A 26,721-nucleotide genomic window follows, 5' to 3' on the forward strand; every position below is an offset into this window, starting at 1 on the left:
CCTTATAGGTATTGGGTAACAGAAGATAATGAGTTAAAAAGTAAATAACGCCCTTTTTCTTCTAGCAAATATTCAGCTTGTTCAATTGTTTCTAATGGTACGTCATCAAGATGGGCTTGAAAGCGTTCTATCTTCGATTGGATGATGGACGCTCGTTCTGGATATTGATCAATACCTTCACTTAGCGCATCGAGAAAACTCAGCAATTTATAAATAGCGTAGGGATCATCAACAAGCTTGGCGCTTTTGCAAAAGGGGCAAAGATCGTATTGATAACAGGTGATATCCTGCCCTTCTTCAATAATCCCCTTTTCTTCTGCAAATTTACGCGCCGCATAATGCCAATCTTTTTCTGAACTCAGATCAATTTGACCGTCACAATCAACACCGTTAGGGTTAGTGGGTCGGTTGCGTTTTTTCCAAATTTCGTATTCTAAGACAGGAATTTTTAGCTCTTTCTCAACTGTTTCTATAGCTTCATTGCGTGTCTTTCCCGCAGCGATGTGACTTAGCACCATCATTCCTTGCGATGTTTGCTTACTATTTGAAACAGGATGCCCATTTCGGTATCGCCTATCAGCCGTTTCAATGCTGTGCTGCAAAATCTTTTGAGCAGTCAACCCACGCTCTTCTGGTTTGTATTCCAAGTCAGAGTGAGTAACTCGAATTCGACTTGAATTTATATTTAAAAAGTAGTCTCCATGATCTATACCGCACAAATTCAACAAATATGAGCTTATAGGCACCTTTCCTTCGGACCACTGGTAAGTATGATTTTGCTTCCCCAAAGGCAGTAGAAAAGGAGGTTTGGTTCCACCACTACGCCGATTACTCAGACCAACTCGCGTTATACCAGGTATCGGGTTTCTCGTTGCTGCATAGCGCTCAACTAATTGAAGGAAACGGCGGTATTTAGAATCAACTGTAAAATCGCCTTTTGAGCCATCAAGATATTTAAAAGAAATCGTGATATTTCCATCTGTATCTTTATCTGAATAGCTGAGTGGCATCAGTACGTTTCGAAGTGAAACATCCGTCATACATGAGATGGCAGCGTAAGCTATGGGAATTGCTCTTTGTGTTACAACTTTTTTACCTAGTTCGATGACCTGCCTGTCCATTACCCATGAGTTATCTTCTCTCTGAACCCAGTTAAAAGTGGTCATCTTTTGATTTTCAACAATATCGGTATAGGTTTTAACTAAGTGAGCGACTAGCTCACCTCTGTCACTAGAAAGTAAATTTAAATTCCTTGATAACGCCGATAGAGCCTGCCCCATCTCCACCTTAGCTTTTTCTCCTTGGCTATTGAGAAGATATATTAAGGTATCAAACGGGTCATCACTGTACGTTTTTGAGAGTAATTCAAAGGTCTGGAGAAATGTGATGCCGTCGGCTTTCCCGACACTGTCTCGTTTATTAATATTAGCAACAATAAACCCAGCACTTTTTTCACTAGCTTCGGGATGCAAGTTTTCTTCTGAACCTGAAAACAACGCCTTTACGTCTTTTGCTGCACGACCTTTATATGCGCGAACTTGAGCTGTTTTCGATGTGCGATTTTCTGCCTTCGATACTACTACTTTAATAGGATGACGAACCTCTTTGATCGGAGTGTCATTAAATGCGGTGTAGTAGGCAAATAAGGTGTAAGCTGCGGCCATACATTGATTAAAAGGACTCCCAGCTCCATCTTTTACATCACCGCCCCCCAACTCAATTGTAATGTCACGACCATTTACCCTATCTACGACAATACCTTCTAAGCATCGAGGGGGAAGTACTTCAGGGTTCTCCTCTTTTAGAGCAATAAGTTGAGTTGCCAAAGAAAAAAAGAAAAGTTGAGTGCGTCGAACTAATCCATACCACTCACTTGATATATAAGGTTGTGTTGATGGTTCATCCTTCATAGTAGAAAAAGGTTTAAGCGTGGCTTGCCACTCAGATATATCAACACCAAGCACCGAAAGAAGATTATCGAGGAACATCTTTCTCCTACAAGCAGTGGATTCCAATATGCCAGCTTCTTCACCATCATAGTATTGAAAGCTATATTTTTTCTGCTCACACCCCTCATGAACTAAACGCCACAATTCACCAGCGTTCCCAACATAAGAAAGGTATCCAGCCTGACAAAAAGGGGAGTTCTTTTTAAAGTCACAAAAAACAAGGTACTGCTTTAAAATGGATAACCTAGCAAATATAGAACCTTCACTACTGTTATTTTTTTTCTCTTGATCAACCCAGAACCTTAGCTTTTGCATTATTTTCAAGCGAGATGGTTTTACTAATGGCCTTTGGGGATCGCACTGCTCATGACACCAATCAAGAAGACTGAATTGATAACCATACGCATTCTCTTTTCGATACAGTTTAAAACTCAAATCTAATGAAGTAACGTTATCTTTCGCTTTTGGTTGAGTAATGAGTTTATTTTTATTTCTAGATGCTGCTAATCGACTTTTTGCCATATGCTCACCTCAACACTTCTTGTGCAAATTGATTTTTTCGCTGAGAGAACTCAAACCATGTTTTATCATCATTTAGATAGTTAATGTATTTTTGAGTAGTACCTGTATTCTCATGCCCCATCAAGTATGCTAGTTCGGAGATGAGTGCCTCAAAGGGCTTACCTGTTTCAATATGTCTCTTGTACAGCCAATCGGTCGCAAAAGTAGCTCTTAAATCATGCGTAACAAAATAAATATCAAGCCCGCTAAGAATCATATCATTGCGTACAGCTTCCACATGCTTTTGAATTGTGTTTGGTGCGTAAATACTGCCATTAGATTGAACGAATAAGTGATTATGACGCAATAACCCACTGTCAATAGCTTCCTTCCTTGCCTTACTTAGCTTGTACTCATACAAAAGATCCATAACGTAGTCTGGAATTTCGATCGTTCTCTCTTTTCTGTATTTGGTAAGACAACCATTGATGCGCTCACCAATTGGCACTTTCATAACTTTAGATTTTGGCCTCTCTACGACAGAAGCAGGAAAAGTTATCAGTTCCTCAAGTCTTACCCCAACCTCAGTTGCCGTGTACAACATTAAGTCCTTAGTATCAGATGAATTTTGCACATCGATATATCGGTAAAAGGCTTGTTTTTCATCTTCACGCAAGGGACGTAGCTCTCGGATATCAGCATCTTGAGGCTTTTGTCTGTTCTTAAATGGCTTGGTGAGACCCGTCGTATACACGGTAATATCGCCGCGATAACTATTGAGATGTGAGAGCATGTCATGTTGCGCTCTCTTATTTTTGTTCTGTATACGAACTTTCTTGGCTGAAAACTCAAATGGGCGAAAAGTTTTGCTAAGTGGGACTATCCGTTGGCGATGAAGATAGGTGTAGTAAGCAACTACTTTTAGTACATAGCTAGAAGCCGTATTTGGAGAACCACCGATTTTTCCATTTTCATCTTCGGTATAAAGATTCTCTAATAAGTAATCACGATATCTAACGACCGGGCTTTCTTCTACTTTCTCTGTGCAGTCAAATATTGTTAATGGTAGCTTCTCTTCAATCAAGACACCTGTTCTTTTGTCAGTATGTTCTGGGATTTCCATACTCATCCAACGATAGAAGCTTAATAAGGCATTTGCATGAGATTCAATTGTATCAACGGATGATATATCTGGATTTGACAATAGAGAGTGCAGGTATAAATTGACTGGCACTACATTAATGCCATCTGGGTCAACTAAAATCGGAAGTTTATAAATAAATGGTTTTGAATTGTCATTTACTTCGTGGACTATTTCTCCACTATCAGGGGCCGCCCTACTGGTAAAAGAAGGATATTTATCCGTATTGATCCACATAAGACAGTAATCAACACCATAGTCCTCTGGAAATGCCTTACTCTGCTCAATCAAATTAGCACCAAATAATCAAACAATTATAGCACTACACTAAGCTAATAAATCCATTATGTCTAATTTTTTATACTAACAGCTTATTAACTTGCGTCGTCTAATAAAGATCCCAACCGTAGTTCTGGATTCTCACCAGATTCCCTATTGCGTTATTTTTGTGATCTAAATAACACCAGCGAGAGCGAATGCTACAAACTTGTTAACTGACTGTCTAGCGAATAATCACATAAGCTATCGTTTTCTCAGTAAAAATTTGTGTCGCGTAAGCATCGCTATACTCAGTCATGTTCAAGGAGTTAATTGCTCAACCTCCCCTATGTGCGAAATCGAATAATGCTACCCAACCAGTCTGTAATTCATACTGTCCGCATTATCGTGCACTATTTGTCGCGCAAAACTGGACATACCGATAGGATTGAATAAAATCTGCGCTCTTAAATTAAACGCACCATACAAAGGTAATGACTATGGCGACTCTTGATGTAAATCCACAACGCTACCAACAGCAACTGGCTGAAAAGGTTGAACGCCTTACTGGCATGTTCACTGAATACAATGTGCCAGAGTTGGAAGTGTTTGAATCTCCAGAGCAGCACTACCGTATGCGTGCAGAGTTCCGCGTGTGGCACGAAGGTGAAGACATGTACTACATCATGTTTAACCAAGAGACGCGTGAAAAGTACCGTGTTGATCAGTTCCCAGCAGCAAGCCGTCTTATTAACGACCTTATGCCGCTACTGATGGATGCGATGAAACAGAACGATACATTACGTCGCAAGTTGTTCCAAGTTGATTTTCTATCAACACTAAGCGGTGAAATCTTGGTATCACTGCTTTACCACCGTCAACTTGATGAGGCTTGGACTAAAGAAGCTAAAGCACTTAAGCAACGCCTAAATGACGAAGGCTTTAACCTAAACCTGATTGGCCGCGCTCGTAAAATGAAGATTGTGTTGGACCGTGACTTTGTCATTGAGAAACTCGATGTTAACGGCCAGCCGTACATCTACCAACAAGTAGAGAACAGCTTTACTCAACCAAACGGTAAAGTAGCAACCAAGATGCTTGAATGGGCGATTGATTGTACTCAAGACAGCACAGGTGATTTGCTTGAGCTTTACTGCGGTAACGGTAACTTCTCACTCGCGTTGGCACAAAACTTTAACCGTGTATTAGCGACTGAACTGGCTAAGCCATCTGTAGAATCAGCGCAGTACAACATTGCGGCTAACAAGATCGACAATGTGCAAATCCTGCGACTGTCTGCTGAAGAGTTTACCCAAGCGATTGAAGGTAAGCGTGAGTTTCGTCGTCTAAAAGATGCGGGCGTCGATTTGCAAAGCTACAACTGTAATACCATTTTCGTTGACCCACCACGCTCAGGCATGGACATTGATACCTGTAAAATGGTGCAAGGTTACGAGCGTATTGTTTATATCTCTTGTAACCCAGAAACACTGAAAGAGAACTTGGATGTGCTTTGTGAAACTCATAACGTAACTCGCTTTGCGCTATTCGATCAGTTCCCTTATACCCATCACATGGAAGCTGGTGTGATGCTTGAGCGAAAAGCTTAAGTCTTGTTATCAGTGAGAAATGACGAATAAAAAACGAGCCTTTCGGCTCGTTTTTTTGTTTTCTAGACGTTTAGCTTTCGTCTTGAACTTGTTCCGTCTTCGACATATAGCCAAGCTTCTTGCCAATCCACAACATCAATAGCATCGAAACGAGAATCGCGAAGAAGTTTGAGCCTGAATCTGGGTGTGCTGCTTTAATAAATGCAGAGTGACCAAATGCCCCTACAAAGAAACACGCAAGGCCAACCAGTGGAATATCTTCTGAGACTGGATTATTAAGATACTCTTGGTACAACGCTTGAACAGCGAGTACTAAAGCAATGATAGGGAAAATAGAGAAGCCCACTTCGCTCATCGTTAGCCATGACAACAGCGCATCACTACACATACCTGCAACTAGCGCGAGTACCAGTGTTTTTCTTTCAGAACCACGATTAACTGGATTATTTTCATTAGACATTAATCAATTCCGCCTTTTAGTCGGTTACGTTCACGTTCTTTGCGATACCAATAAGCCCCTTTGGCTATCATTCGCAACTGCATGATCAATCGTTCAGCAAGGATCTCTCGCTCACGTCGATCCAAATCTAAAACCTCAGCACCAGAACTAAATACTAATGTTACTGACGCTTCTGCTTGAGTGAAGGCTTCATCACGGCTCATGCCAGTACTGATCAAATACTCGGTCAGCTCCGCTGCGAAATGTTGAATCTCTCTTGCAACAGCGGTACGGAAAGCAAATGAGGTTCCTGAACGTTCACGTAGCAACAAACGAAAGACGTTTGGGCTACTTTCAATGAACTCCATAAAGGTTTCCACAGAGGTGCGAATTACGCTGCCCTCTTTGACAATCCGTTGACGAGCTTGGCGCATCAATTGACGCAGCAACAAGCCACCTTCATCTACCATGGTTAATCCTAGCTCATCCATGTCTTTAAAGTGACGATAAAATGAGGTGGGTGCAATTCCCGCTTCTCGAGCCACTTCTCGAAGACTCAAGTTAGAGAAACTGCGGTCAGCACTTAACTGACTGAATGCCGCGTCAATTAAAGTTCGGCGCGTTTTCTCTTTTTGCTGTGCGCGAATTCCCATGGTTTTCATATTCTAAAATCTACTTCTATTGAGTTGGGTCGGGTGACCTTCCAACCTCTAATATACACTTAACAGCAATCACCTTTCATCAACCAGCAGCAATAAAATGCACTTACGCAACTTTTTCAATTATTTCAGCACAAATTAGAGAGATCGACATTGAAGATAGCGCATTTTTGCTCTCTATCACGTGATCCGCTCGACTCTCTCAATGCGCAAAGATTTACCCAAAGTTTATATCGGTTAAAATATCGCTAAAGCAATGTTAATACAATATAACAAGGATAGTGTCATGGCCGAGAGCAATCATTTTGATGTCATCGTGATCGGGAGCGGTCCCGGTGGCGAAGGCGCAGCAATGGGATTAACCAAAGCAGGGTTAAACGTCGCCATTATAGAAAAAGAGAGCAGTGTTGGTGGCGGTTGTACTCACTGGGGCACCATCCCATCCAAAGCCTTACGTCACGCCGTTAGCCGGATTATAGAATTCAATAACAACCCGCTGTTCTGCCATAACAACTCTAGCCTGCACTCCACTTTCTCTAATATCCTCGGCCATGCAAAATCAGTGATTGATAAACAAACTCGCTTACGCCAAGGGTTTTATGACCGGAATGATTGCACATTAATCTTCGGGACCGCCCGTTTCACGGATAAATACACAGTGGCAGTAACCCAATCTGATGGTACAGAAGAGATCTACAGTGCGGATAAATTTGTTATCGCGACCGGCTCTCGCCCTTATCAACCTGATGACGTCGACTTCTTGCATGAACGTATTTACGACAGTGACTCTATACTGAGCCTTAAACATGACCCTCGCCATATCATCATCTATGGAGCAGGTGTAATTGGTTGTGAGTATGCTTCGATATTCCGAGGTTTAGGAGTCAAGACTGACCTTATCAACACCCGAGATCGCCTGCTTTCATTCCTAGATAATGAAGTGTCTGATGCACTCTCTTATCACTTCTGGAACAGTGGTGCGATCATTCGCAACGATGAAACTTATGAGCGTATTGAAGGCACGGAAGATGGTGTCATCATTCACCTTAAATCGGGCAAGAAAATGCGTGCCGATTGCTTACTGTACGCCAATGGACGAACCGGTAATACCGACAAACTCAACCTCTCAGCTGTTGGTTTAGACGGTGATTCTCGTGGGCAACTCAAAGTAAACAGTAACTATCAAACTGAAACTGACCACGTTTACGCAGTCGGTGATGTCATTGGTTACCCTAGCCTTGCCAGTGCCGCCTATGATCAAGGACGCTTTGTCGCTCAAGCCATTACCAAAGGCCAAGCGGATAATTACCTCATCGAAGATATTCCTACCGGTATTTACACCATTCCTGAAATCAGTTCTGTCGGTAAAACCGAGCAAGAGTTAACGGCCGCGAAAGTACCTTATGAGGTGGGGCGTTCTTCATTCAAACATCTGGCTCGCGCACAGATAGCGGGAAAAGATATTGGTAGCTTAAAGATACTCTTCCATCGCGAAACCAAAGAAATTCTCGGTATTCACTGTTTTGGCGAGCGTGCAGCGGAAATCATTCATATCGGCCAAGCCATCATGGAACAAAAAGGCGAAGCCAATACGATCGAATACTTCGTCAATACCACATTTAATTACCCAACGATGGCAGAGGCGTATCGCGTCGCTGCGCTCAATGGCCTCAACCGCCTTTTTTAATCGACGGTTAATCAATTAGATTAATGCTAATAACAAATAGGCCACTCGATTGAGTGGCCTATTTTATTATAATTGTCTTATAACGGATCACGCGAAGAAACGTTGTCTCTTCCACTGATAAATAAACACCACGCCTAACGTTATACCACGCATCGCCATAAAGCTGAGCATTGCTAACCACAACGCATGGTTTTGTTGTTCTTGGCTCAACACATTGGCCGCTAGGTAGAATATCGCAAAAAAACTGCTGGTTGCGACAAACATACCATTACGCATCTCTCGCCCTTTCGTCGCGCCAACAAAGATGCCATCTAACAAGAAACACCACATCGAAACCAGCGGCATCGCCACCAGCCATGGCATAAACTCCATCGCTTTAGATTGCACTAACGGAATGTCCGTGATCAAACTGATCATCTGCGATCCCGCCATCAAGAACACCAACGTCAGCCCTGTGCAGATAATGAAGCTCCAAAAAAACGTTCCGATTAACGATTGATTCAATTGCTGTTTATCTTTCGCGCCGATAGCTTTACCGACCATTGCTTCCATCGCGTAAGCAAAGCCATCCATACCATAAGAGATGATCATCAAAAAGCTCATCAACACCGCATTAGCTGCCACGATGTCATCGCCAAAGCTCGCGCCCTGAAAAGTCATAAAGGTGAAGGTTGCTTGTAAACAAAGAGAGCGTAAAAAGATATCTCGGTTAAGTTTCACAAAGCGCAGCAGGCCATTAGATGTATCTTTTAGCAGACTCAAAATAGACGGAATATGTTGCTTAACCCAAATACGACTGGCACACCACAAGCCAAAAGCACAACCAGAATAGTCTGCAATCACTGAAGCCAGCGCCGCCCCTTCGACCTTCCAACCGAAGCCAATCACGAACAATATATCCAAGACGATATTGGTGACATTGGAGATGATCACCATCCACATTGGCGCTTTCGCATTTTGTGTACCGAGCAGCCATCCGAGCAAAACGAAGTTAGCGAGAGCGGCAGGAGCACTCCAAGCTCGTATCATGAAATATTGCTGTCCATAGTGCTTAACTTGTTCGCTGGCATCGCTAAATGAAAACACCCAATCAGCCACAAACTGATGCAAGAGCAAAAACAGCACAGCAAAGCCCATTGCCATTGCCATACCCTGAGTAAAAACGAGGCCAAGTTGATGAGAGTTCTTCGCGCCATAGGACTGAGCCGTTAACCCTGTGGTAGACATACGTAGAAAGCCTAATAACCAGAAGGTCACACTGATCATGGTGCTCCCTAAGGCCACACCACCTAAGTACCAAGCGTGTTCCAAATGCCCAATGACGGCTGCATCCACTAAACCAAGCAGAGGCACTGTAATATTGGACAACACCATAGGGATAGCGAGCAATAAAACTTGCTTATGCATTGCTCGATTAGAAAGGGTTTGGAAGATTTGCACGTTGCTACTCTTTAATCAATTAGAGCGCAAAGTGTAACTGGATCACCAGCGAAGCTGAACCACTACCGGAGTGAATCTTTGTTTAACTTTGATGAACTTGTTTATCCAGCGCTGCCATAATTTCCAGCGACCGCAATGTTTATCAAGAGGTGAGTATGTTTTTGCCCATCGAGCCCATGGTAAGTAACGCAATACCGCATCACCAGCCGCACTGTAGCCGTGAGCATACTGACCAGAGCCCATTTTTTGCCCTAACTTGGTATTGGTGAGATCTCCCGCTAACACAATACATGCTCGTGCACTGTCAAAGTGCCGGCCTAGCGCTTGAATAAACTTTGCCACTCTAGGCTCATCGCAATCTAATAACGCATGTTCACACACAATCAGCAATGGTGCTTTCTCAGGTACTGGCAGTTCATCTAGCCAAGCTAAATCTTCCACACTGCCGCATTTGTGGTGGTAACGCTCGCTTTTGTGAAATAACTTTTGTCGCCAAAGCAGGTTTTCAGTGACATCAAGCTCTAGCCAATGGCAGCGACCATTGTCTACACGATAGAAACGAGTATCTAAACCTGCGCCAACGTTAAGAATCCAACCATCTGGGTTGCGCGCAATGAAAGCACTTACCTGCTCATCGCAAAGTTGGGTAAGCGTGGCGTGAAGAAGTTGCTTTTGGTCAATGTCGCCAGATAAGCATTCAGGAGCAAGCTGACAGCGCTGACATGCTGTCGCTGCAATAGGATCATAGACAAGGCCATTGTCTACGAGGCTCTCTCTGCTGCGCAACCACAAAGGCTGCAAAAGATTTGCAGGTATTTGATAGCCCTTTTTCAAGTGGCTATGTTTTGGGGATTGCTGAGAAGAGGCCATTATCATCTTCCTTCCATAGATAGAACAAAGATGATAATGAATATCAATTACAAAAACAAGCTAATGAGAACAGATGTCATATAACTTATTTGTAATTGGTGCGAATTTCGTCTTACATCCAGTCAGTATTACGAATAATACCAACGGCAATACCTTCGATCGCTAGGTGTTGGCTAGTCAGGTCAACTTTGATTGGTTCAAACTCTTGGTTCTCTGCATGCAACAATACCGTTGCACCTTTACGCTCCAAACGCTTCACCGTTACGTCTTCATCAACACGAGCCACAACAACTTGACCATCACGAACATCTTGAGTTTTATGCACAGCTAACAAGTCGCCATCCATAATACCGATGTCCTTCATTGACTCCCCGTTAACGCGCAGAAGAAAGTCAGCTTGAGGCTTAAACATACCAGGATCAACTTGGTAATGAGCTTCAACATGCTCTTGTGCCAAGATTGGCTCACCTGCGGCAACTTGACCGATCAAAGGTAGGCCTTGATCGTCATTCGCTGCGTCTTCAAGCAGGATACGAATACCACGAGATGCACCTGGGATAATCTCGATCGCTTGCTTACGAGCAAGGGCTTTTAAGTGCTCTTCCGCAGCATTTGCTGAACGGAAACCAAGTTCTTTTGCAATTTCAGCACGCGTTGGTGGCATGCCTGTGTCTTCAATTTTGCCTTTGATTAAATCAAATACTTGTTGCTGGCGGGGCGTTAACGGCTTCATAAGTCACCTGTCTTTTTATACAGTTAACTGTGAGTATATCCAGTAAGTGAACAAATGAAAAGCGAATTGATGGTTTTTTAATGGCTTAGCCTAACTAGAACACGATGATCTCTAACCAAGTGTATCCGGTAAGCAACATGGCAAGCATCACCGCCGCAGAACCGATGTCTTTTGCTTTACCCGCGAGTTCATGATGCTCTGTCCCAACCCTATCTACAACCGCCTCTATCGCACTGTTCACAAGTTCCATCACCAAAACGAACACGACCGTCGACACCAGCAGAATGCGTTCTACTTGAGAAACATCCAGCCAAAATGCCACTGGCAACATGATACTGGCGAGTAAAATTTCTTCGCGAAAAGCGGGTTCACTTTTAAAAGCCGCTTTTAATCCTTGGCAGGAATAGCGGGTGGCATTTTTGATGCGTTTTAAACCGTGGACTGTTTTTTGTGGCACGTTATCTACTCAACTAATTTTGCGGTGATGAAAGCGTTGTGTATAAATTGACGCTTTCATACTCAATTACCATTAAAAGGTTCGACCAGTTTCTGTTATCCTTGCAGCCGAAAAAAATACCTGCTTGGGCGCATCCCCACTTCTACACTTAAAGAATTGGAAATGTGCTTATGCTTATTACCTATTTTTGAGGCAAAGAACCTTTATGTCTTCTGGACGCTCTCTATCTCGCTCACTGCTGAAACTGCCAATGTCAGTTCTAGTGAAGGGAACGGCTATTCCTTCAAATCCGATTGAAGATCATAGCATTGATGTTAACAAGCCCATCATTTACGCACTACCTTATCGTTCTAGTGTTGACTTGCTAAGTCTACAAAAGCAAGTGATTAAGCTTGGTCTACCAGATCCTCTTGAGCCAGTTGAAATCAATGGCAAAAGCTTCAGTCGCTACGTGTTTACCTCGTCTCGTGAAACCGTGATGGGTAATGACCAAGACGTACCTGCAGAATCTATCGCGCTGTTTTCTGACTTACTTGCACTGCATAAAGACGACACAGAACTCGATGTTCAAGTGATCCCTGCGACCGTTCTTTGGGGACGTAAGCCGGGTAAAGAAGATAAACGAACCAATTATCTACAATCGCTCAATGGCCCTCAAAAAGCCAAAGCGGTAATTCTTGCTGGTCGTGACTGTTTAGTGCGTATTAGCCCAGTCGTATCTCTGCGCTACATGGCGAACTCACATGGCACTGATGCCTCTATCGCGCACAAGCTAGCGCGCGTTGCACGCATTCACTTCTCTCGTCAGAAGCTTGCTGCATCAGGCCCGAACTTGCCAAGCCGTCAAGCTCTATTCAATCGTTTAATGAAATCAAAAGCGATTGAAAAAGCAATTGAAGATGAAGCAAAAGCGAAGGACATCTCATTAGATAAAGCACGCAAAGAAGCGCAAGACATCATGGATGAGATCGCGGCAGACTTCTCCTACTCACTGGTAAAAAACGGTGACCGTCTTCTTGGCTGGCTTTGGAACCGTATCTACCAAGGCTTAAACATCAACAATGCTGCGACAGTGCGCCGCTTAGCGCAAGATGGCCATGAGATTGTCTACGTGCCATGTCACCGTAGCCACATGGACTATCTACTGTTGTCTTACGTGCTTTACCATGAAGGCATGGTTCCACCGCACATTGCTGCGGGTATCAACCTAAACTTCTTCCCGGCGGGACCTATCTTCCGTCGCGGTGGTGCGTTCTTTATTCGTCGTAGCTTCAAAGGCAATAAACTGTATTCAACGATTTTCCGTGAATACCTCGCTGAGCTATTTGCTAAAGGTTACTCGGTAGAATACTTCAGTGAAGGTGGTCGTTCGCGTACAGGTCGCTTACTACAAGCGAAGACAGGTATGCTCGCGATGACCATTCAAGCGATGCTTCGTGGTCTAAACCGTCCTGTCACTCTAGTGCCAGTTTACATCGGCTACGAGCACGTTATGGAAGTGGGCACTTACGCCAAAGAATTACGCGGAAAACGCAAAGAAAAAGAAAACGCCGGCCTTGTGCTGCGTACGATTCGTAAACTACGTAACTTCGGCCAAGGCTACGTCAACTTTGGTGAGCCAATTCCACTGAACCATTACCTCAACGAACATGCGCCTGAGTGGACTAAAGATATCGATCCAATGGGCGCGACTAAGCCACAATGGTTGTCACCAGTAGTAAATGGCCTTGCCACTAAGATGATGACACATATTAACGATGCGGCGGCGGCGAACGCCCTAACATTGTGTGCCACCGCACTGCTGGCTTCTCGTCAACGTGCGCTTTCTCGTGACAGTTTGGTTCAACAAATTGACTGCTACTTATCGCTACTTAAGGAAGTGCCTTACTCTGGAACATTCACAGTGCCAGATGAAGATGCAGAAGCTTTAGTGAAACACGCAGAGTCACTGGATAAATTTGTTGTCGAAAGCGACAGTATTGGTGAGATTGTCTCTCTTGACCGTGAACAGTCGATCTTGATGACGTACTACCGTAACAACATCATTCACTTATTTGCGATTCCATCATTGATTGCCCAAATGCTGGTTCGCCACCATGCGATGAGCGTTGAGCAAGTAAAACACAACGTTGCGAAGGTTTACCCATTCCTCAAACAAGAGCTGTTCTTGAGTGTTGATGAAAGCCGCTTAGATGAAGTAGTAGAAAGCTACCTACAAGAGCTTGCTCGTCAAGGTCACATCGCGATTGAGAATGATCAGGTAACGATCAATGAGAGTAACACTCAAGTGCTGGTACTACTGGGTCGCACCATTAGTGAAACTCTACAACGTTACTCAATTGCACTAAACCTACTGGTGAAGAACCCTGAGCTAGGTAAGTCTGACTTAGAGAAGAAGAGCCAAGAAATTGCTCAGCGTTTAGGCCGTCTACACGGTATCAATGCCCCTGAGTTCTTCGATAAAGGTGTCTTTGCCTCACTATTTGCAACGCTAAAACAGCAAGCTTACTTAGACAGTGACGGCAACTGTGATACAAGCAAAACTGCTGACTTAGCTGAGCTACTGTACTCAATGCTTTACCCAGAAGTGCGCTTAACTATTAAAGAAAGTGTCTGCCAAGCGACTGAAGATTGCTCTGAAGACTAACGGCAACGCTTTTCGACACAGACTAAAAAGGCACTCATTGAGTGCCTTTTGTTTTGCTTCTATTTTCGCTTTAACTGAGCAATCACCAATAAGCGATCAGCAAACCTAGCGCGATAATCATACCGACGTAATTGTTATTCAAGAATGCTTGAAAACATAAGTCACGTTCACGGTGACGAATTAAATGCTGCTGGAAAACAAACAAAGCGCCAACCGCTAGTACGCTCCAGTAGAAGCTTGTACCCAACGACAAGTAAATACCAAGTCCAGTCAGCATCGCAACAGTCACCAACTGCAACACGCCGATAATCATCTTATCAAAACGGCCAAACAAGATTGCCGTCGACTTGATACCAATTTTTAAATCATCATCACGATCGACCATGGCATATTGGGTATCGTAAGCAATCGTCCATAAAGCATTCATAGCAAATAGAAACCAAACCACTGGCGGCAGCTCATTAGCCTGCGCCGCCCATGCCATAGGAATCGCCCAACTAAACGCCAAACCTAAAAACAGTTGCGGTAAATGAGTATAACGCTTCATAAATGGATAGATGAACGCCAACACAATACCAACAAATGACAGCTGAATAGTCAGGGTATTCATGCTCAGTACGAGTGCGAAAGAGACGGCAGCTAATAGGACAAACAACGCAATGGCTTCTTTCGCTGACACTAATCCTGAAGGCATAGGTCGGTGTTGGGTACGCTTAACATGACCATCCACTTTACGATCTGCAAAGTCATTTATCACACAACCCGCTGAGCGCATTAAAAACACCCCCAGCACAAATACCACCAACACGTCCAAGCGTGGCATTCCTTCTGCTGCAATAATCAATGCCCACATTGTCGGCCATAGCAGTAACAGGCTACCAATTGGCCTGTTCATACGCATCAATTGCCAATATGCGATTGCTTTAGCTGTGGTCATTTATACTCTCTCCTTAGAGTAAATGGGCGCGTCAGGCAAAAATAGTTCAGCCACCAGCATAGGCTTGTCGTTCATCCATAAACGGGAACGACGTGCTAAACATAAACCTTGCTCGGTTTGCGCCCAACCGACTTGTAGCGCATCTCGCTTCACGTTGTCAGAACTAAACACCGTAAGACCTAACGGAATTTCACCTTGCTGAGATAAGTCGTATGGCTGATCAACCAATGAGGAGTTAGGGATCAGGGTTCTACCTAGCACCCATGACTGCTCATCACCTTTCAATACCACTTTTCGCAATAAGCAGCTTTCACTGCCTAATAAAGCTTGCTCTTGTTGGTCCAACTCATTTGCAGGTACAACATGGTTGTGAAATAGATCTACGTTCAATTGCTGACAACAGGATTCTAATAAACGTGACAAAGAGCCCTGTTCTAACAACCATTTTTTCGCAATCTGAGAAGGAAAGCTAAACTTATCAGGCTGTTGCCAATCGACATTTCGCAGCGCTGACAAATAAAGCGTTATCATTTGATTCATACTAGTATTCAATAAGTCGCTTTATCATCGTACAATAAAGCCTCAATCTGTCGTGTTAACTGCTAGGTAGCCGTTAACAAGAAATCATTACAAATAGATGCTCTATTGTAACAAGACTCAAGCGATTCGAGTATCACGATCAGAACAAAGAAAAGTTATAAATATGTTTAAACGTTACGTAGCCCAAATATTTGCCGTTTTAGCCATCCTCATTGCTATGCCATCGATAGCACAAGAAGAAGCAGCACCTAAATTGGCATACTTTACTTTAGAGCCAGATCTAACCACCAACTTCTACACCAAAGGTAAGCAACTGGGCTATATTCAGGTGCGTATCGATATCATGGTGGCAAACGAAACCGACCTACCGCTGATTGAACTCCATCAGCCGTTAATCCGAGATGCTGTCATTGAGCTGCTAGGTAAACAGACAGAAGATACCATTAAGTCATTAGCAGGCCGTGAAGATTTACGTAAGCACCTAGTCGAAGAGCTAAACTCTATTCTGTTGCCAGAAACGGGCAAAACGATTATTGCCGACTTACTGTTTACTAAATATTTGTACCAGTAACATCGAGACAAACAAAAAGCGGCGTAAGCCGCTTTTTTTAATCCTGACACAAACTACTTTCTGGAACTATCAATCAACGCAATCAATACACCGGCAATCAAACCGACTAAATGCGCTGTATTGGCAATGGCCATGACGGGTTGTATGTAACCAAGCACTAACCAAGCAATCATAAAACCAAAGACTGGCTTAGGCATAGATAGGCCATATTGAGGGGCCCTCTGTCCCAATACCCATGTATAGCCGACCAAAGCGTAAACCACGCCAGAAAGTCCACCGAAGTTTGCTCCTTCAACCCAATATTGACCAATGCCTGATAGTGCCGCAGAGAAGACAAACAGCTGGACTAACTTGGCGCTACCTCGGCGCTGTTCTATATCGCCACCAAGTTGCCACCACCACAGTAAGTTAAACGCGATATGCATAATAGAAAAATGTAATACACCATGGCTTACCCAACGCCATAGCTGCCACTCTTGGCCTGCAAACGCCGGGAAATGCAGAGCTCTAAAGATGGCTTCACCGTAGCCAATCTGCTGCAATACGAAAATCACGATACAAGTCATCATTACCAGCAAGCTAAACGGCCCTGCTTTGGCTTTAATCATCGCCATTAAACTGGGTGAGCTGTACTTGAAGTGGTTTTGGCGACTTTCGGCCATATCCCAAGACGCAGCTTGATACTTGGCATCGTTAGGGTTATCTAAGAAGTGTTTAAGTTCGGCTTCGGCTTCAACTTGCTGCTGCACATCAATCAGCCACAACGCAAACTGACCACCACCCTCTGGCATCATTTGAATCTCTATTTGACGTGAAGCCATATAGTCAATAAACGCCTGTGCCACTCGTGGCTGGGTTAATGTGATCAATCTAATCATATTTGTCTTTCGCTCTATTTAGTCGTAATTGGCAGACCCGCGCGTTGCCACGCTTCAAAGCCTCCATCAACACTATACACCTCGTCAAAACCTTGGTTAACCAAATACTGAGCGGCACCTTGACTACTGTGGCCGTGGTAACACATCACTAAAACAGGCTGATCAAAGTCCACTTCATCCATAAAGCCAACAATCGTATCATTGGTTAAATGGAATGCGTGTTCTGAGTGAGCAGTGGTAAATGATTGAGGATCACGAATATCGACTATTCGCGCTTCTCCTTGGTCTAGCAGAGCTTTCGCTCCAATTACATCGATATGCTGAAACTGGTCCATTACTTTCTCTTTATAATTCAGACACCCTTACGGAAAGCAGGTTCCCAGCCAAGAGTGAACGGTTTGTTTGCCGTCATTGTAACCTATCCAGTGCTCGACAAGTACACTCAGTCAATAAGGTTATCCACTTGCGATCACTTATTCGCCATTTGTGGATAAGTTTGTGGATTACGTTGATAAAGTGGTTTTGAATTATTCGATCCACTAGATGTAGTGATGATCCTTATTTTTATGTGTGTAAAAATAACAATATCCCCAATGCATCATCCCCTCAGATCCCTTTATTCACCCCGCTTTCTGACATCTAACCAAGAAATTTACCACAGAGTTATGCACAGGCTGTGTTGCGCAAACGGATCGCAATTTTCGATCGGGCATAAAAAAACCGAGATCATTTGATCTCGGTTTTCATGTTCTTAACGGTCGTTTTTAGAATTCGCCGACGGCTGCTTTTAGCTTCTTCATCGCGTTCTTTTCTAATTGACGGATTCGCTCTGCTGATACGTTGTAAGTTTCAGCCAGCTCTTGAAGCGTCGCTTTATCGTCTTGTAACCAACGAGAACGAACAATGTGTTGGCTGCGCTCATCAAGGCTTGCTAATGCATGACCTAAACGGTTATTGGTGTGCGCTTCCCAGTTTGCCGCTTCTACGTTTTCAGCCACATCAGATGCTTTATCTTCTAGGTAAAGCATTGGCGCTGAACTTGCGTTGCCGCTATCGTCATCATCTGAACTTAGTTCAAACGTAGGATCTTGTGCCGCAAGACGAGATTCCATCTCACGCACTTCTGATGGCTCTACACCTAACTCACGCGCAACGGTTTCTACTTCACCGTTGTTAAACCAACCTAAACGCTTTTTAGACTTACGTAGATTGAAGAACAATTTACGCTGCGCCTTGGTGGTTGCGACTTTAACGATACGCCAGTTACGTAGTACGTACTCATGGATTTCAGCTTTAATCCAGTGAACCGCGAAAGAAACCAATCTAACCCCTACTTCAGGGTTAAAGCGTTTTACCGCTTTCATTAGACCAATATTACCTTCTTGGATTAAGTCAGCCATTGGCAGACCATAACCTGAGTAACCGCGAGCCACATGCACAACAAAGCGAAGGTGCGAAAGAATCAATCCTTTAGCTGCCTCAATTTCACTGTTGTAATGTAATCGCTCAGCCAAATCTCTCTCTTCGTCAATCGTCAGCATTGGGTAGCTGTTCACTGAGCGAATGTAGCTATCTAAGCTATCTTGGGAGACAACGGCCATTGGATACGCTTGGTTTGTCATTCAATTCCTCATCAATCTCTGATCTGGAGTAGGTGTTTTAGCCCAACAATCTTGAACCTAAAATGAACAGGTTTCAAGCAAGGGAAAGTAATTATGCATAAACAAAACGTCTATACAAGCAAAAAAGTATACGGTAGCGTCTACTTTTTGCAAGTCTCGTTTGTGTCAAAATTCGACAGCGTGAGTTTAGACAGGTTCAATTTCTTTTAGATGACGCTGAGCAGAGACTTTAGCCGCGAGGCAGCCAATGAATGTGCCTAGCATAAGAAGCAATAGCGATTCATCCCAACTCAAGCCAATCAACCTGAAGCGGCTATCATACAGAAGTGCTAATTGTTCAACACTGCTATTAAGCAGAATTGTGATTAACGCTGTAAGAATCCAAGCAGTGACGGCGCCTAGCAAACCAAACCACATACCTGAGTAAAGGTAAGGACGCAAAATGAAACCATCAGTAGCACCAATCAGCTTCATGGTCTGAATTTCATCTTTGTTAGCTAATACGTTAAAGCGCAACGTATTGCCCACAATTAAAAATACCGATCCCAGCATTAACACCGATAAGGTAACCACAATACCCGTCACGAGGTTTTTGATCGCATCCAGACGAGTTAACCAATCTTCATCCATTCGAACATCAGAGATCTCATCTTCGCTTTCCATCTTTTTAACTAAGCTGCGGATTAACGATTTGTCATCCATGCTTGGAGTAATAATCAGCACCCCCGGCAAAGCGTAATCGTCCAGCAAAGAGATAGCCTGATCAAAACCTGAATATTGGCTCAGATCGGCCAAGCCTTGCTGCGGTGAAATGTATTCCACCTCAGCCACTTGCTCTAAGCTCTCTAACTGATCTTTTAAAACCATGATACGCGGCTCAGGGGTTTGCTGCTTAACATAAGCACTGATTTGCGCTGGGCTGGTAACATCACTGGATGCCACCGCAATATTTTTACCAAGCAAGTAGAGCGAAGCAGGTAACGCAAGAGCCATAGAAATCACGGCGAGCGTCAGTAGATTGCCTAACGGACGAGAAAGCAGTTCCGACAGGGAAGAACGCGCTTGCTTGAAATGAATGGCAAAGAAGCCATCTTTCTTTACTCGATTTGCCCCTTTGGCTTGGGTAGCTTTTCTATTTCGTGTATTAGCGGCCACAGTCTTCCACCTCACTTAAAAAGCCTTGATTGAGTTCTAAATGACGATATTGAGGACGTGTATTCACCAAGTTCAAATCGTGAGTTGCCAGCAAGATGGTCACGCCAGCACGATTAAACTCTTCAAGCAACTTTAGCACTCGGCTTGAAAGTTGCGGGTCTAAGTTGCCCGTAGGCTCATCGGCTAGTAACAAGGTAGGACGATTCACTACCGCGCGCGCAATGCCAACACGTTGCTGCTCACCACCCGATAACTGGCTTGGTAAACAACGGGCTTTATCGAGCAAATCGGTTTTATCTAATGCTGCCGATACGCGGCGCTTAATCTCATTCTCTGAGATCGATTCAATCCGCATCGGCAACGCCACGTTGTCAAACACGGTACGATCCATCAGCAAGCGGTGATCTTGAAAGACAATACCGATATTGCGGCGCAGCAGCGGAATGTCTTTGGCAGGAATACGAGTAATATCGTGACTGTTAAAACTGATTCGTCCATCTGTTGGACGCTCAATCGCACATATCAACTTAAGCAAAGTACTTTTACCCGCCCCTGAGTGGCCACCTAAGAAGGCCATCTCACCACGACGTAAATGAAAATCGACTTTTTGTAGCGCTTGTCGACCTCCACGGTAAGCTTTACTCACTTGCTGAAACTTTATCACCCGTAATTCCTCTTACTGAGATAGTTTACTGCGCCGAGTTATTCGTCTCGGCTAAATAACGCATCAATAAATTCTTGTGTCTCAAATGGACGTAGATCATCGATTCCTTCACCCACACCGATGTATCGGATAGGGATTTGGAACTGATCCGCAAGAGCAAAGATAACACCACCTTTGGCTGTGCCATCCAGTTTAGTCAATGTGATACCGGTTAAAGGAGCAACATCGCTAAACAGTTTTGCTTGGCTAATGGCATTTTGACCAGTACCCGCATCGAGCGTCAGCATGATTTCGTGCGGAGCAGAATCATCCACCTTCTTCATTACACGAACAATCTTACGTAACTCTTCCATTAGGTTGGCTTTGTTTTGTAAACGACCCGCCGTATCAGCTATCACTACGTCATAGCCACGCGCTTTAGCCGCTTCAATCGCATCGTAAATAACAGAGGCACTGTCGGCACCGGTGTGCTGAGCAATAACAGGCACTTCATTGCGCTCACCCCATACTTGCAACTGTTCTACCGCTGCAGCACGGAAAGTATCACCAGCCGCCAGCATGACTTTCTTGCCTTCCGCTTGGAACTGCTTAGCCAGCTTACCGATAGTGGTGGTTTTACCGACACCATTAACACCAACCATTAGGATAACGTAAGGAGTTTTACTGCTATCGACTTCAAGCGGCTTCTCGACATTCGATAGAATCTCGGCCATCTCTTCTTTTAGTAAACCATAAAGTGCTTCACCATCTTTGAGATCTCGACGAGATGCTTTGTCAGTCAAGCTATCAATAATCTTGAGCGTGGTATCCATGCCAACATCGGCAATCAACAGTTGCTCTTCTAGCTCTTCAAATAGCTCATCATCGATTTGTTTGCCTTTAAACAAACCAAAGAAGCCAGCACCGATATTGGTTTTTGTACGCGCTAAGCTGCGCTTTAAACGAGCAAAGAAGCTTTCACTTGGCTTTTCTTGCTCTTGAACTCGCGCTTCTTGTTCCTCAACCGGTTCAACTTCTGCTTCTGCTTCTGCTTCTGCTTCTGCTTCTGCTTCTGCTTCTGCTTCTGCTTCTGCTTCTGCTTCTGCTTCTGCTTCTGCTTCTGCTTCTGCTTCTGCTTCTGCTAAAGCAGCATCAACAACTGGTTCTGATTCGGCAACGGTTTCTTGCTCTTTTTCTACTTCCTCAGCCGATGTCTCTACTGGCTGTTCTTCTACTGGCTGTTTCGCTTGCTCTTCGTCACCGAAGCCAAGCCAGGAAAGCAATCCGCGCTTCTTTTTTTCCGTCATCTGGGGCGATCCTAGATTGTCTAAATTAACTCTCAATGTTAGCCAGCGGCATCATGTCACACTGGATAACAACAATGACAACAGAGTGAAAAATTTCCCCGCTTTACACGTTTAGGGTTACACTTTGTCATCAATTAAAATTCGGCCTGTACTCAGGCGTGCTCTATGAGCGACTGGGTATAGTATCACTTTATTAGCGGTCAAAAAATCTATGGTAAGACGTCGCCAACAAAACACATCACAAAATAAACCATCCAACGGCTTTGTTCGTATTATTAGCGGCTTATGGCGCGGACGAAAACTGCCCGTACAAGACGCCGAAGGTTTGCGCCCAACGACCGATAGAGTAAAAGAAACTGTCTTCAATTGGCTTGCACAAGATGTGCCAAAAGCTAAGTGTCTGGACCTATTTGCCGGTTCTGGTGGCTTAGGTTTTGAAGCAGCATCACGCCAAGCGGAAAATGTCACCCTGATTGAAATGAACCCATCCGCTTTCAAACAGTTACAACAAAACATTGCCTCGCTAAAAGCCAACAACCTGCACGCAATCAATACCGATGCCCTCAGTTTCCTCAAGCAACCAGGCACACCGCATCATGTTGTGTTCATCGACCCACCTTTTCGTAAAGGTCTGCTCGATGAAACCATCTCTCTGTTAGAAGACAATGGTTGGCTAGCTGAAGACGCCATGATCTACATCGAAACAGAAAAAGAACTCAAACTAGAAAGTATTCCAGAGCATTGGCATTTGCACCGTGAGAAAAGTGCAGGCCAAGTCAGCTTTAGGCTCTACGAAAGACAAGCAATATAAGGAAGTAAAATGAAAACGTTAATTCTATTGGCAAAGGCCGCTATTGGCTTTGTTTGGTTGGTATTATTCCTCAACTTCTTTATGCCATTTCCCGGTAATGCCGCTATTGCGCTCTACATTTTAACGGCCTTTTTGTTCTTTATGCACGGCCTACAAATGCTGATTTTCATTGGCGCTTTTGGCGACAAAATTTCCATGAGCCGCTGGGAAAAATGGTCAATTTTAATATTCGGCATTTTCGCTCTGCTCGATATCCGACGTAAACATATGATGTAAAAAAAGCCGCTCAACTGAGCGGCTTTTTCTTTAACCTAAATACCCCTTGATACCATCAAGGAACATCTGCGTAGACACCATCACCAGTAGTAAACCCATCAAACGCTCTACGGCTTTGAGCCCTCTTTCTCCTAAGACTCGATGGAAGAAACCATAGAACATCAAAATAAAGAAAGTTGTACCCCACGCGAGCAATACGGCCGCAGAAAGCTCAAGCAACTTATCAGGATGCTGAGTTGAAAGTAATAGCAGCGCCGCAATCACCGAAGGGCCAGCAATCATAGGGATTGCCATCGGAACAATGAATGGTTCTTCACCTGCGGCTAAACCAGTGATGCTACCACCACTTGGGAAGATCATCTTAATCGCAATAATGAACAAGATGATACCACCAGAAATACTTAAGGTTTCAGGCTGAACATGCAAGAAGCCAAGAATGCTCTTACCTGCAAACAGGAACAACATCAAAATCATCAGAGCAAAGCACAACTCACGAATCAATACCTTACGACGACGTTTTGGGTCAAGGTGCTTTAAGATCGATAAAACGATAGGCAAGTTACCAAGCGGATCCATGATAAGAAATAACATGGTCGCAGCAGAAAGAATGTCCATTGTTTTTCACCTCCAAAACAGTGCATGTGATTAAAGTCGGCGAAGTATATACCTATGCAGCAAATTATGCTCGCTATTCGCTTACTAAATAGCCAAATTAACTCTAACGAATAGTATCCTTAGTGATTACACATTCGAGCGGCATTCAAAACCCATTTATTACCTTCTGTGGCAACGATTTTTTGGCGTTGAATCAAGAAACTCAGTAGCGCATCGATATCCATACCTTGCTTAGAGCATGTATGAAATTTAGCAGCTTCGCCAAACTCACGCGCAACCGCTACACGAATTTCTTGTTCATCCATCGGGTTGTCAGCAAGCATGTTTAAAACATTATGAGCGTGAATCTCAGACATAGTGGTTCTCTCTTATTGATAGTAATTTTCAATAAGAATAGGTGAACGATATCAAAGAATATTTGATTTTAATTAATGAACGACGCAGTAATTAAACAATGAGCCAGAAGATAGCTGCCAGTAATGAGATAACGGCCAAACCAAATTGGGTGGCGATAATCATGAATAGCCAACAGCGCCGCAGAAAGTGTCAGAGATAGTGTTCCCAGCAAACCCAGCAAATGGTTCTGTTGCAGCAGCCATACCTCGCCTGCCGCCCAATTGAGTTGAATGAGAGCCATACCCATGATGACTACAGGAAAAATCAAACGATCGATTTTGGGCAATAACAAAAAGAAGACCACAATCCCCATCGCGAGCAACATAGCCGGTAACCACCAGACAATTTCGCCTGATATCTGGAGCCAAAAAGAGGTGCTGTAACAGATTTGAGCCGCGAGAAAAAAAGCGAAGCAGGTACGCTGAGCTTTTTTACGAATGTATAGAGCATCGGCAAGGATAGAGATGATTAATCCTAAAGAAACCCACCAAGCACTGATGCCGACTAAAGACTCTTGAGTCCAAAGCATCACCAATAATAAAAACAAAGCGAATGAGGAGAAGAAAATCGCCTGCTTTTTGTGGTTATTTTCACTGGCTGAAATGCTGATGAATCCGGATAGCGCGACTGAAAGCCAGCTCCACATAGTAATACCTCTATAAAACCGAAAGCTCAGTTTAGGTACAGAGGCAAAGATGTCCAGACTAGCGCCGCAAAACTTGGATCTTGATTGTGCAATTTGACGATATAGCGACATTAGCTTTACCACTCAAATTACCGTCACCACCCCCGTATAATCACAATAACATCAATAGCTATGTAGTTTTGACGTCAAATTAACGCCACTCACAACTCAAACTGATAAAATCTTATGTTTTCTTACTACCCCTGTAGAAAAACAAAGCCAACCAACCAATATATTCAATTAAAAATCAAATAGTTAAATAGAGTTACCCAGGAAAATATCAAGTTAACAATCCATTCAATCAAACTTGTTTCTCTATTTTTTCTATTCAATCTCACACAACCAAACTCTTAGTTGAGAATGACTATCAACTAGATCATTCAAAAAGCAAGGAAAACTCAAAAACAGCAGCATTCACGATCTCAACTAGCGAAACACTGATAAACACAACATAATTAATAGAACAATATACAAGCAAAGTATTTTTAATCTAAAAACAATAACTTACATATAAAAATTCGTTCTGCTTTTAACTTGTGACAGGTTGTGACACTTTAAAAACAACATAAAACACATTCAAAAAAGCCGATAATCGACACTATAAATTTGTTTTTTAGTAGCTTTTTATACAAATAAGTTGATCTAACCACCAAAACACTGCTATTCTGTAAAACATAGGTTAAGACATCAAATTTAAGGAGCAGGATAATGATTACACCTTCACAAAAACAGGGACTTGTAATGATCGCAGTAGTTGTTGGCCTAATGACTCTGCCGATGATGTACTAAGTCAAAATTCAAAAATAAAAAGGGACGCCGATGGCGTCCCTTTTTATTTATATGTCCAAATTTTGGGCTCAAAGAGCGTGAAAAGTAGACTCATCTCTGACTTTGATTAATTTGGCATCAACGTATAGTTTTAGGTCTTTTGACTGCAAATTATCAGAAATGCCTAGATAATATATCCCAGTGGGCATAATAGAACAGCATCGCCGCTAGTGTAATTAACGCCATCAACGATATAGCTACCCGCCAGATAAAACGGCTGCTGCGCGGCGTAAGCTCTTTCTCACACTCATCACAGACGGCTAAAAACTCTCTACGACTTTCAAGCTTATAATCGTACTCATGCACCAACTTATTGCGAATCGTCGCGATATAACGCAACTTACCCACCACATCATGCGGCAAACGTTCTTCGCAACTGGTAATCAACTGATGCAGCCCTTTACCCTGAGCATGATATTGAGTTCTTAGGAGATGTTCGATTTTACGCGTACGCTTAATTACGCTATCAATTTCTGACATAATCTCCCTCCTTCCTTGTTGAATTAATCCTACCTTACACCAATCAGTATACTAATACTGCTCTGATCTATCAGTCACTTGCAAGTAAAATGATACCCATTGAATGGTTAGATTAACGGCTTACTCGCCTAAGGCTTGTGATTTGAGTCGAAGATCTATTTCACTGATAGTAATATTTGCTTCATCTTTCACAGCATAGCCAACACAGCTCGGAAAAAGTAGCTAGAATGCTAGCTAAGTTCATGGGGAGGAACGAATGCCTATTTCATTATATGTAGCGATTGCATTATTGGGCCTTGCGGCAGGTTGGGTGTTTACCAGCTTCTATCGCAAACACATGCAGGGAGAAGATGCACCAGAGCAAACTGTCGAAGTCACTGTACTGGATAAGCAAGCTATCGCCGTCGAAGATGCTCAACCGGGCGAAGAAGATCAAGAATATTGGATTTACGTTCAGCGCGGTAAACTAGGACCTAAACGAGAATTTCAAGTAGGTATTCACTACTTCCACGCTCTAAATCCCGGCGATAAAGGCACTATGACTTACCAAGGCGATAAGTTCTTACACTTCGCAATCAAACGCTAA

At 43.5% G+C, this 26,721-nt stretch carries 27 protein-coding genes; 7 read left to right on the forward strand and 20 right to left on the reverse strand.

Translation table 11 applies throughout. The features are described 5' to 3' along the window. Nucleotides 1-2: 2 nt before the first annotated feature. Together OH461_RS18035 and OH461_RS18040 are read right to left on the reverse strand one after the other, a co-directional pair. The gene (locus OH461_RS18035; protein WP_161439479.1) at nucleotides 3-2,471 is read right to left on the reverse strand and encodes a hypothetical protein; all 2,469 of its coding nucleotides are present in this window, start codon (nucleotides 2,469-2,471) and stop codon (nucleotides 3-5) included. A gap of 4 nt (nucleotides 2,472-2,475) precedes the next feature. Beyond that, nucleotides 2,476-3,882, reverse strand: coding sequence for a tyrosine-type recombinase/integrase (locus tag OH461_RS18040; protein ID WP_161439480.1), 1,407 nt, complete (start codon nucleotides 3,880-3,882; stop codon nucleotides 2,476-2,478). Nucleotides 3,883-4,349: 467 nt separating this feature from the next. On the opposite strand from OH461_RS18040, the gene trmA reads away from it, so the two are divergent. Beyond that, a complete protein-coding gene (gene trmA, locus OH461_RS18045; RefSeq protein ID WP_270021944.1) occupies nucleotides 4,350-5,459 on the forward strand; it encodes a tRNA (uridine(54)-C5)-methyltransferase TrmA in 1,110 nt (369 codons plus the stop codon). Between the two features lie 70 nt (nucleotides 5,460-5,529). Here trmA and OH461_RS18050 read toward each other — a convergent pair whose 3' ends face one another. Continuing rightward, nucleotides 5,530-5,919, reverse strand: a complete 390-nt coding sequence (locus OH461_RS18050) for a YijD family membrane protein (RefSeq protein ID WP_270021945.1) — start codon at nucleotides 5,917-5,919, stop codon at nucleotides 5,530-5,532. Further along, on the reverse strand, nucleotides 5,919-6,560 hold the full coding sequence (fabR, locus tag OH461_RS18055) for an HTH-type transcriptional repressor FabR (protein WP_270021946.1): 642 nt from the start codon (nucleotides 6,558-6,560) through the stop codon (nucleotides 5,919-5,921). The genes OH461_RS18050 and fabR overlap by 1 nt, the downstream gene beginning before the upstream one ends. 253 nt (nucleotides 6,561-6,813) lie before the next feature. Here fabR and sthA point away from each other — a divergent pair, with 253 nt between their 5' ends. Next, a complete protein-coding gene (gene sthA / locus OH461_RS18060) occupies nucleotides 6,814-8,244 on the forward strand; it encodes a Si-specific NAD(P)(+) transhydrogenase (protein WP_270021947.1) in 1,431 nt (476 codons plus the stop codon). An 87-nt stretch (nucleotides 8,245-8,331) separates the two neighbouring features. Here sthA and dinF read toward each other — a convergent pair whose 3' ends face one another. The 4 genes from dinF to OH461_RS18080 all read right to left on the reverse strand — a co-directional run bounded on the left by dinF (nucleotide 8,332) and on the right by OH461_RS18080 (nucleotide 11,744). Next, on the reverse strand, nucleotides 8,332-9,651 hold the full coding sequence (gene dinF / locus OH461_RS18065; RefSeq protein ID WP_270021992.1) for an MATE family efflux transporter DinF: 1,320 nt from the start codon (nucleotides 9,649-9,651) through the stop codon (nucleotides 8,332-8,334). Nucleotides 9,652-9,726: 75 nt separating this feature from the next. Next, nucleotides 9,727-10,554, reverse strand: a complete 828-nt coding sequence (locus OH461_RS18070) for a class I SAM-dependent methyltransferase (RefSeq protein ID WP_443088478.1) — start codon at nucleotides 10,552-10,554, stop codon at nucleotides 9,727-9,729. Nucleotides 10,555-10,666: 112 nt separating this feature from the next. Further along, nucleotides 10,667-11,287, reverse strand: coding sequence for a transcriptional repressor LexA (gene lexA, locus OH461_RS18075; protein ID WP_260261981.1), 621 nt, complete (start codon nucleotides 11,285-11,287; stop codon nucleotides 10,667-10,669). 94 nt (nucleotides 11,288-11,381) lie between these two features. Beyond that, nucleotides 11,382-11,744, reverse strand: coding sequence for a diacylglycerol kinase (locus tag OH461_RS18080; RefSeq protein WP_270021949.1), 363 nt, complete (start codon nucleotides 11,742-11,744; stop codon nucleotides 11,382-11,384). Nucleotides 11,745-11,949: 205 nt separating this feature from the next. Between OH461_RS18080 and plsB the strand changes: the two genes are divergently transcribed. Next, on the forward strand, nucleotides 11,950-14,391 hold the full coding sequence (gene plsB, locus OH461_RS18085; RefSeq protein ID WP_270021950.1) for a glycerol-3-phosphate 1-O-acyltransferase PlsB: 2,442 nt from the start codon (nucleotides 11,950-11,952) through the stop codon (nucleotides 14,389-14,391). 82 nt (nucleotides 14,392-14,473) lie between these two features. Here the strand turns inward: plsB and ubiA are convergent, their stop codons facing one another. Both ubiA and OH461_RS18095 read right to left on the reverse strand, forming a co-directional pair. Further along, nucleotides 14,474-15,328 carry a 4-hydroxybenzoate octaprenyltransferase gene (gene ubiA / locus OH461_RS18090; protein WP_270021951.1) on the reverse strand — a complete coding sequence of 285 codons (855 nt, stop codon included), beginning with the start codon at nucleotides 15,326-15,328 and terminating at the stop codon, nucleotides 14,474-14,476. Then, nucleotides 15,329-15,868, reverse strand: coding sequence for a chorismate lyase (locus tag OH461_RS18095; protein WP_270021952.1), 540 nt, complete (start codon nucleotides 15,866-15,868; stop codon nucleotides 15,329-15,331). 163 nt (nucleotides 15,869-16,031) lie between these two features. On the opposite strand from OH461_RS18095, the gene OH461_RS18100 reads away from it, so the two are divergent. Beyond that, nucleotides 16,032-16,439, forward strand: a complete 408-nt coding sequence (locus tag OH461_RS18100; RefSeq protein WP_270021953.1) for a flagellar basal body-associated protein FliL — start codon at nucleotides 16,032-16,034, stop codon at nucleotides 16,437-16,439. Between the two features lie 53 nt (nucleotides 16,440-16,492). Here the strand turns inward: OH461_RS18100 and glpG are convergent, their stop codons facing one another. The 6 genes from glpG to ftsY all read right to left on the reverse strand — a co-directional run bounded on the left by glpG (nucleotide 16,493) and on the right by ftsY (nucleotide 22,044). After that, a complete protein-coding gene (glpG, locus tag OH461_RS18105) occupies nucleotides 16,493-17,317 on the reverse strand; it encodes a rhomboid family intramembrane serine protease GlpG (protein ID WP_270021954.1) in 825 nt (274 codons plus the stop codon). 14 nt (nucleotides 17,318-17,331) lie between these two features. After that, on the reverse strand, nucleotides 17,332-17,652 hold the full coding sequence (glpE, locus tag OH461_RS18110) for a thiosulfate sulfurtransferase GlpE (RefSeq protein WP_270021955.1): 321 nt from the start codon (nucleotides 17,650-17,652) through the stop codon (nucleotides 17,332-17,334). A 429-nt stretch (nucleotides 17,653-18,081) separates the two neighbouring features. Then, on the reverse strand, nucleotides 18,082-18,939 hold the full coding sequence (gene rpoH, locus OH461_RS18115; protein WP_270021956.1) for an RNA polymerase sigma factor RpoH: 858 nt from the start codon (nucleotides 18,937-18,939) through the stop codon (nucleotides 18,082-18,084). 186 nt (nucleotides 18,940-19,125) lie between these two features. Then, entirely contained in the window at nucleotides 19,126-20,094 is a 969-nt protein-coding gene (gene ftsX, locus OH461_RS18120; RefSeq protein WP_270021957.1) for a permease-like cell division protein FtsX, read from the reverse strand. Beyond that, entirely contained in the window at nucleotides 20,084-20,758 is a 675-nt protein-coding gene (gene ftsE, locus OH461_RS18125; protein ID WP_270021958.1) for a cell division ATP-binding protein FtsE, read from the reverse strand. The genes ftsX and ftsE overlap by 11 nt, the downstream gene beginning before the upstream one ends. A gap of 38 nt (nucleotides 20,759-20,796) precedes the next feature. Further along, nucleotides 20,797-22,044 carry a signal recognition particle-docking protein FtsY gene (gene ftsY, locus OH461_RS18130; RefSeq protein ID WP_270021959.1) on the reverse strand — a complete coding sequence of 416 codons (1,248 nt, stop codon included), beginning with the start codon at nucleotides 22,042-22,044 and terminating at the stop codon, nucleotides 20,797-20,799. Between the two features lie 211 nt (nucleotides 22,045-22,255). Between ftsY and rsmD the strand changes: the two genes are divergently transcribed. Both rsmD and OH461_RS18140 read left to right on the forward strand, forming a co-directional pair. Further along, nucleotides 22,256-22,855: a 16S rRNA (guanine(966)-N(2))-methyltransferase RsmD gene (gene rsmD / locus OH461_RS18135; protein WP_270021960.1), complete on the forward strand. Its 600-nt coding sequence runs from the start codon at nucleotides 22,256-22,258 to the stop codon at nucleotides 22,853-22,855. Nucleotides 22,856-22,864: 9 nt separating this feature from the next. Continuing rightward, nucleotides 22,865-23,131, forward strand: coding sequence for a DUF1145 domain-containing protein (locus OH461_RS18140; RefSeq protein ID WP_270021961.1), 267 nt, complete (start codon nucleotides 22,865-22,867; stop codon nucleotides 23,129-23,131). A gap of 30 nt (nucleotides 23,132-23,161) precedes the next feature. On the opposite strand, the gene OH461_RS18145 is transcribed toward OH461_RS18140, so the two are convergent. The 4 genes from OH461_RS18145 to OH461_RS18160 all read right to left on the reverse strand — a co-directional run bounded on the left by OH461_RS18145 (nucleotide 23,162) and on the right by OH461_RS18160 (nucleotide 26,135). After that, the gene (locus tag OH461_RS18145) at nucleotides 23,162-23,746 is read right to left on the reverse strand and encodes a YhgN family NAAT transporter (RefSeq protein ID WP_260261995.1); all 585 of its coding nucleotides are present in this window, start codon (nucleotides 23,744-23,746) and stop codon (nucleotides 23,162-23,164) included. A 119-nt stretch (nucleotides 23,747-23,865) separates the two neighbouring features. Next, nucleotides 23,866-24,102, reverse strand: a complete 237-nt coding sequence (locus OH461_RS18150; RefSeq protein WP_270021962.1) for a YecH family metal-binding protein — start codon at nucleotides 24,100-24,102, stop codon at nucleotides 23,866-23,868. A gap of 68 nt (nucleotides 24,103-24,170) precedes the next feature. Next, nucleotides 24,171-24,788 (reverse strand): lysoplasmalogenase family protein, encoded by a 618-nt coding sequence (locus OH461_RS18155; RefSeq protein WP_270021963.1) that lies wholly within the window; start codon nucleotides 24,786-24,788, stop codon nucleotides 24,171-24,173. A gap of 981 nt (nucleotides 24,789-25,769) precedes the next feature. Then, entirely contained in the window at nucleotides 25,770-26,135 is a 366-nt protein-coding gene (locus tag OH461_RS18160) for a DUF4145 domain-containing protein (RefSeq protein WP_270021964.1), read from the reverse strand. Between the two features lie 256 nt (nucleotides 26,136-26,391). Here OH461_RS18160 and OH461_RS18165 point away from each other — a divergent pair, with 256 nt between their 5' ends. After that, nucleotides 26,392-26,721, forward strand: a complete 330-nt coding sequence (locus OH461_RS18165; protein WP_270021965.1) for a DUF2500 domain-containing protein — start codon at nucleotides 26,392-26,394, stop codon at nucleotides 26,719-26,721.

It is taken from the genome of Vibrio sp. LaRot3 (assembly GCF_027587025.1).
Classification (GTDB): domain Bacteria; phylum Pseudomonadota; class Gammaproteobacteria; order Enterobacterales; family Vibrionaceae; genus Vibrio.